Origin of the sequence: Streptomyces sp. NPDC046900 (genome assembly GCF_040644975.1) — a bacterium.
Taxonomy (GTDB): domain Bacteria; phylum Actinomycetota; class Actinomycetes; order Streptomycetales; family Streptomycetaceae; genus Streptomyces.
This window is the reverse complement of record NZ_JBEYXD010000064.1, coordinates 41,709-51,327: the sequence shown is the minus strand read 5'-3', so window position 1 is coordinate 51,327 and position 9,619 is coordinate 41,709. Positions and strand designations below refer to the sequence as shown.

The following is a 9,619-nucleotide window of genomic DNA, read 5'->3' as shown; positions in this document are numbered from 1 at the left end:
CTGATCCTCGAAGAAGATCAGGATGATCAGAAGATCGCGAAGTGGGTCACCGTTCATCCGCCGATCAGCGGTCCGTTTTCACCCGTCGCCGAGAGCCTGGTTGATCTCGCGCGGATGCGCCGTGTCCGCGACCGGATCGACAGGGAGTACGCGCGGCCGCTGAACGTGGAGGCGCTCGCCCGTGATGTGCACTTGTCCGCCGTGCACCTGAGTCGGCAGTTCCGGGCCGCATACGGTGAGTCGCCGTACGCGTACCTGATGACGCGTCGCATCGAGCGGGCGGCGGCGCTGCTGCGGCGGGGCGACCTCAGCGTCACCGAGGTCTGCTTCGCGATCGGCTGCGCGTCGCTGGGCACGTTCACCACCCGCTTCACCGAGCTGGTCGGCATGCCGCCCGGGGCCTTCCGGCGCCAGGCGGTCTATGCGGCCGCCGACGATGCCGATGCCGCGGGTACGGCCCACGACGCAGGCTCGGCGATCACGGTGGAAGGGATGCCCGCGTGCGTGGCGAAGCAAGTCGCGAGACCGGTCAGGAATCGAGAAGCCCCGGCCGCCGCGCGGCCCCTAACGTGATGGTCATGGCAACCACCACTTCCACCGCAGCCCACACGTCCCTCGCGTCCGTCACCCTTGAGGTGGCCAACCCCGAGGCCGCCCGCCGCTTCTACAGCGCCTTCGGCGTGGACACGTACATACGTTTGCGGGCGTCCGAGGTCCACTCCACCGGATTCCGCGGCTTCACCCTGGCGCTCACGGTGTCCGGGCCGGCCACCGTCGACGGCTACGTCGCCGCAGCTGTGGATGCCGGAGCCACGGTGCTGAAGCCCGCCGCGAAGTCGCTGTGGGGTTACGGCGTCGTCGTCCAGGCCCCGGACGGAACGATCTGGAAGATCGCGACCTCGGCGAAGAAGGACACCGGCCCCGCCACCCGCGAGATCGACGAGGTCGTCCTCTTGCTCGGCGTCGAGGACGTGAAGGCCACTAAGCAGTTCTACGTCGGCCGGGGCCTGACCGTGGCCAAGAGCTTCGGCGGCAAGTACACCGAGTTCGCCTCCGGCGCCTCCAGCTCCGTCAAGCTGGCGCTGTACAAGCGCCGCGCCCTGGCCAAGGACCTCGGCGTTCCCGCCGACGGCACCGGCTCGCACCACATCGTCCTGGGCAGCACCGCCGACACCTTCATCGACCCGGACGGCTTCGCCTGGGAGGCCGCGGCGTAGCTCGCCCCACGTCATCCTGACTCCCGACCCCGCACCTTTGCACCGCCCTGTCTCACCTTGTACGAGAGGAAACCTGCCATGCCGTCCACGAAGTCGCCCGCCGGGAACTCCGGCACGACCACCGAGAAGTACGACGGATTCACCGCCGAGGAGCGGGCCGCGATGAAGGAGCACGCGCAGGAGCAGAAGAAGACGGCGGCGCGGCGCGGTTCGTCCCGGGCGGAGATGGAGGCGGCAGCGGAGCAGGACGTGCTCGCGAAGATCGCCGAGATGCCGGAGACGGATCGGGTCCTCGCCGAGCGGATCCACGAGATCGTCAAGACCGCCGCTCCGGACCTCGCGCCCAAGCTCTGGTACGGGATGCCCGCGTACGCCAGGGACGGCAAGGTCGTCTGCCACTTCCAGAGCGCGGAGAAGTTCAAGTCGAGGTACGCCACGCTTGGCTTCAGCGACCAGGCGGCACTCGACGACGGCGCCATGTGGCCGACCGCCTACGCCCTGAAGGAGCTGACCGCGGCCGACGAACAGCTCATCAGCGCGCTCGTGAAGAAGGCGGTGGGCTGAGGCCGACCGGGGCGGAACCAGCGGCGAAAGCGACCGAGCCGTGGAAGACGTTCCCGCGCCCTAGACGCGGTGCGCCGCCACGGCTGACTGGTCCAACAGGAAGGCGAGCTGGAACGCGTCAGTTCTGCCCCCACCCGACGTGCTCGCCGCCCAACGCCGCGAGCGCGCCCGCATCCGCAGCAAGAAGAGCATCCGCTGGGGCGGAAGCCCCGCTGCCGCGTGACCAGTCGTCCAGCAAGTCCGGGGCCGGTCAGGCTGACGAGGCCATCTCCTTCGGGCCATAGAGGGCTGCGGTCTCACCAGTGATCAGAGCCCAATATCGGTCGCCAAAGGACCAGTGCCACCACTCGGTGGGGTAGTTCACCAGCCCCGCGTCGGTGAGTACGGAACCCAGCAGCTTCCGGTTGGCCCGGGCCTCCGTGCCGATGTTGGCGGCGTGGGTGTAGCAGGCGCCCTCGCTCTCCTCGGGGTCCGCGTTCATCCGGGTGCCCAGGTCCAGCTCGCGCCCCTCGGCATCAGCCAGGGTGAGGTCCACGGCCGCGCCGGCGCTGTGCGGAGCGATATCGGGCGGTGATACGTACCGACTCGCCGCCGAGTGGATCTGCTCGGCGGACCAGTCGGCATGGATGGCCGGCAGCTGGCTGGCGTACTCCTCGAAGTACGCGCGCTGGAGCGAGGGTGGCCGGTATCCCTCAACAAACAGCAGTCGCAGGCCCTGCGGGAGAAGCTCCTGGGCCTTCATCAGCCGCTCCACCACACCTTCCCGCAGATATGCGTAGGCATCTGCCGGGTCCTGCTTGCGCGAATCGACCAGCAACGAGCCGCCCCGGCGGACGTCTACGAGACGTTCACCGCACTCCGCAACGGGTATGGCGGCAACCTTCGGATCAGACATCAAGACGATCTCACTCATAACGCGATCATCTCGCAGGACTCACCCGGTGAACCTTCCCGGTCAGAGCACTAGCCTCGCCTCATGAGCCGTGAGTACACGGTCGGGTACACCTTCCCCCTCATATGTCCACACTGCGAGAAGCCTGCGTTGGCCACGATCACTGGCGAAGCCGCCGGCGGTGGCGAGGAAGAACCGCCATACCTGCTTGAGCTGGCCCGATGCAGCGTTTGCAACCAACCATTCCTCACCGTCGAAGAGGACTACGGGCAAGGCTGGGATGGGCCAGGCGTGCTCTGGCCCGAGCACCTCCGTCCCTTGAGTCATCACGTTCTTCAGTCCTTGCGGCGAGAACACGAGGAAGCACGCCAGTGCTTCAAGGCCAAGGCGTACACAGCCACGGCAGTCATGGTCCGCCGCACGCTCGAAGGTGTTTGCAGCGAGCAGGGAGTGTCGGGCGCGAACGGCCGATCGAAGCCTCTCGTCAAGATGCTTGAGCAGCTCAAGAACGAGGGAAAGATCGATGGACGGCTCTTGGAGTGGGCTCAGGAACTCCGAGTTCTCGGTAACCAGGGAGCGCACTTCACTGGTACAGGCGTAAGCCGCGAGGACGCTGCCGACGGGCTGGCCCTCGTCGAGGCACTTCTGGACTACCTTCACGTTCTCGCAGCGCAGTTCACAGTCTTCAAGAACGACGCGCCAAGGCCGCGGGGACCGGTGAGAACAGCTCTCAGAACTAGGCGGCCTCAATGCCCGAGACTGCGAGAAGTTCGCACAATAAGTGCAATTTGCATATAGGCGGAGAAATCGCGAACCTGAGGCCTTAGCGGCAGAGGATCTTGCACGATGGCGGTGTGGATGTGGCGCGGCTCGTACTGGATTACGTCAAGACCCTGATATGGCCGTTGGTTCTCGTAGCCGCAGCGATCTTCTTCCGAGAGCAGGTCAAGGCTCTCTTGGACCGGTTGAAGGTACTCCGTGGAGGAGTAGCGGAGGCAGAGTTCGCGGAACTGGCCGCTGAGGCGAGGGCGGAGACTGGGGCCGCCGCTGCGGAACTGCCCCTGGAACATCCGCAGCTCCTCCTGACCTCCGCGTCATCTGAGGACTCCCTGCGGGACCTTATGAATGCATTGCGTGATTCCGCTCAACTGGCGCCGGGGGCCTCAGTAGTGCAGGGTTGGGCCTTCCTGGTCCGACGGCTGGAAGCCATCGCGGACGAGTTCGGCATCCCGCGCCGGACGCGCGGTACCGTCGCGGCCATCGATGTTCGCCTTGTGGTCGACGGCTTGCGCTCCAGAGGACTGCCTGATTCCACGGCGCGATCCGTAGTCAGCTGCAGCGGTTGAGGAACGAGAGCGTTAGTCCGACCGGACTTCCCGAGATCACTGTGCGAGCAGCGTTGGATTACGTCGACGCGCGCAGCAACGTCCATGATCTCTTGGAGTTCTTCGCTAGTAGCCTGAGGAGTTCGGGCCAATAACAGGAAGCCTCCGGACGGGAACGCCGTAACGCCTTCTGGTAGATACCGAGAGCCACCCGATAGCCGGGGCACATCCGCATGCCCCGGCCGTAGCCACACCGGCCCGTCACTCGAACCAATCCAGCTCCTTTTCGATCTTCTTGTTCATGGCCTGCTCCTGGCCGTAAATGCACCCTTCGTAGACGCGATGGATCACCTCAGGCGAGTTGCCGACCCGACGGGCGACCTCGGCCACGGGTACGCCGGCGTTCAGCCACGTCGTGATGCAGGTGTGTCGCAGGTCGTACGGCCGCCCTCCGAGGATGGACGCCTGAAGGTCCGGGCCACCCGCGCTCGGCCGGCGCGCCGGGCCTTTGACCGCACCCCCTCGACCTTCGCCAGCGTCGTCTCCAGGCCCAGCTCCGCTGCGATCTCCTTCGCCTTCACCGGACCCTTGCCTGCTGATCGCCGCTCTTCCAACACGCCCAGAATCCGCTGGTAGTCGAGCGCCAGCACGGTCACCGGCAGCCCGTCCCCCAGGGCGGCTTGAGAGACGGCCTTTAACAGAAGCCGATCATCTGGCGGATCCCTGCCGCATGGCGGGAGTTCGCCATCCGAAGATCTTGCGGCCCGAACCCTTCATCCGGAACCGTGCGATCCACATCTCTCGGGCCGCCCCGCCTTGCTCCGCGGCGCACTGGCTCGACCTGCAGGAGGTTCCTCAATGAATGTCCATAGACCGGGAAGGCGACTCAATACCGTCCTTCTCGCAGTCATGGCCACCAGTGCTGCCATGCTCCCTTCCACGTCTGCGGTGGCCGCCTCCGCCTTTGCGTCGTCTTCCCCGGCACCCGGCTCGAGCGCGTCTTCCGCCTCCCATACGCCCGCCGTCAAGACGCCACTGGGCAAAGGCGTGCCAGTTCAGCAGCCACGACAGCGCACCGGCCAGGTGCCGGGCCAGGTCGTGGTGACCCTGTCCGCGGGTACGTCGGTCACCGGGAAGCCACTGACCGGCCACCGGTTGGCGACGGTGGCTCCGCAGACGGACAAAGCGGCTGTTAACTCCGCCTTTCGTGCGGTCGGCGCCAAGACGATGCGCACCGTCATCCCGGCGCTGTCCCAGTCTTCTGGAACTGCGCTCCGCAAGAACGCCGCCTCGCAGCCGGCCGCAGACTCCGCTCTGTCGCGCACCTACGTGCTCCAGACGGCAGAGCGTGACTCCGAGGCGGTGGCGAAGAAACTGCGCAAGACGCCTGGCGTTGCGTACGCGGAACCGGACCGCTACGTCAACACGCTGGACGTGCCGGGCCAGCAGCTGCCCGCGTCCGTGGTCAAGGCCGCCGCACGGGCGGCGGCAGCGCAGGCTCATGCGACCCCGTCGGGCGCAGGACGGGCCGGCGCCGACTCCGACGGAATTCCCACCAACTACGGACTGGCGGATTCCGCTCAGGCGCTGCTCAACGCCGGCGGGGTCGACGCGACGGGCGCCTTCGCGACGCTCAAGGACAAGTTCGGGCAGGAGCCCGGGGACGGCGAGATCATCACCAACGTCTCCATCGGAGACCTGGTGGACCAGTCGATGGTGAACGACAGCAACCCGGCAGCTGTCCAAAGCGGAGCCACCACCATCCTGCAGGATGGTCAGCGCTACCTCGACCTGCCGTCGATGCCGCTCATCCCGACCTATGTGTCCGATGGGCAGGGCGGCCTCAGCGGCTCCGCCGCGGTCCAGGGTGAGGACCCCGCGTTGGACGAGGTCCTGCTGGACTTCAGCGTCATGAGCCCGCTGCCCCACGACCTGCAGCGGCCTGACCGGGTCGGGAGCGGCTACACCGACCTGCTCGGCATCGCGCCTGGTGCCAAGTACCGTCTCGTCGTCCCGCAGACCCCGACGACCGATCAGATAGCCTCCGCGCTCATGGCGGCGGCCAACCAGTCGCCCCGCCCCAACGTGATCACCGCCAGTCTCGGCATCGGCACTGACACCCTGGGCTTCGCCGGGCGCTACCTGGAGGACGACCCGGTCGTCCGCGCCACGGTCCAGCACATCGTCAAGCAAGACGGCATCGTGGTGGTCATCTCCTCCAACGACGGCACCCGTCTGTTCACCAAGGCGGCGGTGGGCCCGGACGGCGGCAGCACACCGACCGACCTGGCTGCCGACGATGCCGCGGCCACGAACATCGACGACGTCGCGTTCTCCTCGGTGCCTTCACGGGATCCGGACACCGGCGCCATCGCGGCCGGCGGCACCACCCTGGACGACACGCTCGCCGACCCGGCGGGCAGTCCCACCGTGGCGGAGACCCGCATCAGCGGCTTCGGCACGTTCTCGTCCGGCTTCGGCACCCGCGTCGACCTCTCCGCACCCAGCGACAACATCCCCGCGTTCGTCCACCCCGTCCAGACGCCGTTCACTCCCGCCGGCGGACCCTCGGACGTGAATGTGAGCCTCAACGGCGGCACGTCCGCGTCCGCACCGGAGATCGCCGCAGCGGCGGCCGTGGTGCTGCAGGCGTCCCATCTGGCCGGACACCACCTGACGCCCGCCGATGTCCGCACCCTGCTGGAGCACACCGGGCGACGCGTCGCCAGCCCGCGGCAGATCGACCAGACCCTGCACGTGGGACCGCAGATCGACGTCACCGCAGCCACCCAGGCGGCTCTCGGCTCCGCGTACCAGGACAAGCCCGCCCTGGTGCGGCTGTCGGTCGCGCACCGGGTGACCCGCGGCAGCCTCGGCGGCATGTTCACGGAGACCACCGACCCGAACCGCATCGATCTCGGCGACGCCGCCTCCGGAGGCAACGGAGAGGGCCTGGTGGGTCCGGTCACCTTCGCGGGCGACGTCACGGGCCTGCCCAGCGACACGGACGCCCAGTACCGGCTGACCGTGGGCTCAACCGTGTGGACGTCCGACACCCCGGCCATCCGTGTGACACCGCGTCAACTGCTCACCGCGGCCGGTCTGCCGGTCGTATCCACGAGCGACCGCACCGTCGACCTGCGCTACGACGTGCTGGTCAAGGGCAACGTGGTGGCGAGTGCCGCCCGTACGATCACCGTCGGTCCCTCCGACGGCACCTATGCGGAAGCCCACGGGCCGACGGCGCCCGCGGTCGCCCCGCTGGGACACTCGGTCACCGTGCATTACGACCTGACCGGTGTCAGCGGAATGTCCAACCCGGCCATCGCCGTGTCCGGCGTGGGCCACTGGAACCCCGGACTCGGACCGATCTTCTACCCGGCCTGGACGCAGCCGCTGACCGGCACCTCCGGCAGCCTCACCATTCCGGCCAGCGCCTTCCACGGCGGTGCCGGCCTCTACGGCATCGGCATCATCCAGAGGTCCGGGAACCTCGCCAACAACGTCTACGCCGAGTTCACTCCGATCCGCATCGGCACCGACCGTGCCGAGGACCGCCCGGTGGCGCCGCTGATCACCGACGCGAGCGGAGTCCCCGGCCACTTCGCCATGGCCGACCGGGCCCACCCGGAGTTCCGTCTCACGTACGACGCCAGTGCCGTCCACGGGGCGGCCGCGGCCGAGGTGGAGTTCTCTGCGCCGGGGCCGACGGGTGGCAACAGGTACAACACGTTCGACAACCCCAATGGGTCGCAACTGGACAATGACGGCATCAACACGCCGTCCGTCCTCCACCAGACGCTGTCCGGAACGTCGGGCACGGCCGGCCTGGACATCCTGAAGCTGGGGCTGCCCACCTCCGAGCTGTACAACGTGCGCGTGCTGGCCCTGGACAGCGACCACCAGGTCATCGGACAGGCTTCGCCGACCGCGGAGTTGGAGGTCGACGACGGTCTCGCTCCGGACGACGCCTCGGTGCTCGACTTCGCCTTCGCCGGGAAGGACTCGCTGATTTCCCTGCTGGACCCGGACGGTACGTCCATGGTGCGGCCGTACGACCCGGCAACAGGCACCTACGGCCCCGCCCTGACCACCGACAGCACGCCGAAGTCCACCTACGCGGTGACTGGGGTGTCAGCCGCCACCCACCGGGCCCTTGTGGCCCACCGGGCCCAGCCGAACGGCGACGTCGACCTGCAGATCTGGGACACCGCGAACCGGACGATGGTCGCCCAACAGACGCTCTCCGCTTCGGACTACACCTTCGTGAACGCCAAGGTCGATCCCGCCCGGAACCGGGGCGTCGTCCTGCTCCACCGGGTGTCCGACAACACCGACGTCCTGCTGCCGATCAGTCTGACGACGGGCGCCCCCTCCCCGGTGATTCCGATCCCCGTCTCCGGCGCGGGAGTCACAGACCCAAGCGCCGCCCCCGTCCAGTGGTCGCAGCTGGCCATCGACCCCAAGGACGGCACGGTCGTCCTGCTGCCCACCGGTATCTCGTTCTGTTCGGGCACCGTCAACGCGCCTCGCATGGACCTCGACACCGGCACCGCGACGCTGGCCGGGGACACCCCCCGGTGCAGCCACGGCCTCGCGATCGACGACGCGGGCAACGCCTACAACGCGTCGAACTCGGGATGGAGCAACAGGCTGCCCAGACCCAGTCTGATCACCAAGATCGACCCCAGCGACTCGTCCGACCCGATCCTGGTCCGTCAGGACCCGGGCTTTGAACTCACCCTCGACGGCGGGCGCGACCTCGCCTTCGAGAAGTTCGCCGGCCCTGACGGCATCCACCTCTACGGGCTTCCGACGCTGGTCTTCGACAACAACGCGATAGGGCAGATGGACGTCGTGGACCTCAAGACCGGAGAGCGCGTGAAGATGATCAACGGCACCTACGCGTACCCGGACGGCAGCCCGCTGATGACGTTCCCCGTCCTCACGGGGGCGGGGCAGCAGGACGGGCAGTCCATTCAGCTGGACCCCACCACCCGCACCGGATACACGATCGGCATCGACCGTCGAGAGATCCAGCAGTTCTCCTACTGATGGTGAGCTGACCACCGTCAGGTACCGGGGCGAGGAACGGCAGTCCGTTCCTCGCCCCCTGGCGCACCCTGGTTCGGCAGAACAGGGGTTCAAGGATCAGACGCCAACTCCTGAAGCGCTGCTCCTCAAGCCTTGATTGGTCCTGCGAGGTCTGCGTGGGGCGCGAGGCGGTCACGGAGTAAGCACCTGGTCAGCCAGGACGCTGGGCGCGGCCTGTAAATCTGCCGGCGCCGCCTCCTTCCCGTGAACGCTCAGCGGGCTGGGAGGAATCTCGTAAGGAGGGCACCCGACACACCTCCGACACAGTCCGTGCCGCTGGTGCCCTATGACGAACTCCGCCGCAGGTCAAAGAGCTATGCGGGGGTGATCGACGCATTCACTCCGGAGCCGCGTGCGCAGGTTCGGATTCTGCCGTTACGCCTGTAACGCTGTGAGAGGGCCCGCGTCCGAAAGTGCGGGCCCTCGCGCGACCCTTCGCTGTCCCACCTGTCCGGCTGTCCGGCTGTCCGGCTATGCCGCTCACCTGCATAAACGACCCGGACAGCTCAATGTGCTGGTGTCCGGGC

The 9,619-nt window shown here is 67.6% G+C and carries 8 protein-coding genes and 1 pseudogene; 6 read left to right on the top strand and 3 right to left on the bottom strand.

Going from position 1 to position 9,619, the window contains the following annotated elements; genetic code table 11:
* Positions 1-114: 114 nt before the first annotated feature.
* From ABZ904_RS37670 to ABZ904_RS37660, 3 genes are all read left to right on the top strand, one after another.
* On the top strand, positions 115-573 hold the full coding sequence (locus tag ABZ904_RS37670) for a helix-turn-helix transcriptional regulator (RefSeq protein WP_361828678.1): 459 nt from the start codon (positions 115-117) through the stop codon (positions 571-573).
* Positions 573-1,217 carry a glyoxalase gene (locus ABZ904_RS37665; RefSeq protein WP_361828677.1) on the top strand — a complete coding sequence of 215 codons (645 nt, stop codon included), beginning with the start codon at positions 573-575 and terminating at the stop codon, positions 1,215-1,217. Before ABZ904_RS37670 ends, ABZ904_RS37665 begins: the two co-directional genes overlap by 1 nt.
* Before the next feature lie 78 nt (positions 1,218-1,295).
* A complete protein-coding gene (locus ABZ904_RS37660; protein ID WP_360994838.1) occupies positions 1,296-1,781 on the top strand; it encodes a DUF1801 domain-containing protein in 486 nt (161 codons plus the stop codon).
* Positions 1,782-2,031: 250 nt separating this feature from the next.
* On the opposite strand, the gene ABZ904_RS37655 is transcribed toward ABZ904_RS37660, so the two are convergent.
* Positions 2,032-2,694 carry a M15 family metallopeptidase gene (locus ABZ904_RS37655; RefSeq protein WP_359403230.1) on the bottom strand — a complete coding sequence of 221 codons (663 nt, stop codon included), beginning with the start codon at positions 2,692-2,694 and terminating at the stop codon, positions 2,032-2,034.
* Positions 2,695-2,757: 63 nt separating this feature from the next.
* On the opposite strand from ABZ904_RS37655, the gene ABZ904_RS37650 reads away from it, so the two are divergent.
* Both ABZ904_RS37650 and ABZ904_RS37645 read left to right on the top strand, forming a co-directional pair.
* On the top strand, positions 2,758-3,471 hold the full coding sequence (locus ABZ904_RS37650) for a DUF4145 domain-containing protein (RefSeq protein ID WP_360994832.1): 714 nt from the start codon (positions 2,758-2,760) through the stop codon (positions 3,469-3,471).
* Positions 3,472-3,527: 56 nt separating this feature from the next.
* Positions 3,528-4,019 (top strand): hypothetical protein, encoded by a 492-nt coding sequence (locus tag ABZ904_RS37645; protein ID WP_361828674.1) that lies wholly within the window; start codon positions 3,528-3,530, stop codon positions 4,017-4,019.
* A 240-nt stretch (positions 4,020-4,259) separates the two neighbouring features.
* On the opposite strand, the pseudogene ABZ904_RS37640 reads toward ABZ904_RS37645, so the two are convergent.
* Both ABZ904_RS37640 and ABZ904_RS37635 read right to left on the bottom strand, forming a co-directional pair.
* Positions 4,260-4,460, bottom strand: a pseudogene (locus ABZ904_RS37640) (site-specific integrase); the annotation flags it as partial.
* A complete protein-coding gene (locus tag ABZ904_RS37635; protein WP_361828672.1) occupies positions 4,403-4,654 on the bottom strand; it encodes a hypothetical protein in 252 nt (83 codons plus the stop codon). The gene ABZ904_RS37635 and the pseudogene ABZ904_RS37640, both read right to left, overlap by 58 nt.
* A gap of 391 nt (positions 4,655-5,045) precedes the next feature.
* Here ABZ904_RS37635 and ABZ904_RS37630 point away from each other — a divergent pair, with 391 nt between their 5' ends.
* Positions 5,046-9,053 carry a S8 family serine peptidase gene (locus tag ABZ904_RS37630; RefSeq protein ID WP_361828670.1) on the top strand — a complete coding sequence of 1,336 codons (4,008 nt, stop codon included), beginning with the start codon at positions 5,046-5,048 and terminating at the stop codon, positions 9,051-9,053.
* The last annotated feature ends 566 nt before the right edge of the window (positions 9,054-9,619 follow it).

Bases quoted from the DNA above. Each gene is read 5' to 3' on its own strand.
- ABZ904_RS37655 (WP_359403230.1), bottom strand. From the start codon at position 2,694: ATGAGTGAGATCGTCTTGATGTCTGATCCGAAGGTTGCCGCCATACCC.
- ABZ904_RS37660 (WP_360994838.1), top strand. From the start codon at position 1,296: ATGCCGTCCACGAAGTCGCCCGCCGGGAACTCCGGCACGACCACCGAG.
- ABZ904_RS37670 (WP_361828678.1), top strand. From the start codon at position 115: ATGCGCCGTGTCCGCGACCGGATCGACAGGGAGTACGCGCGGCCGCTG.
- ABZ904_RS37665 (WP_361828677.1), top strand. From the start codon at position 573: ATGGTCATGGCAACCACCACTTCCACCGCAGCCCACACGTCCCTCGCG.
- ABZ904_RS37650 (WP_360994832.1), top strand. From the start codon at position 2,758: ATGAGCCGTGAGTACACGGTCGGGTACACCTTCCCCCTCATATGTCCA.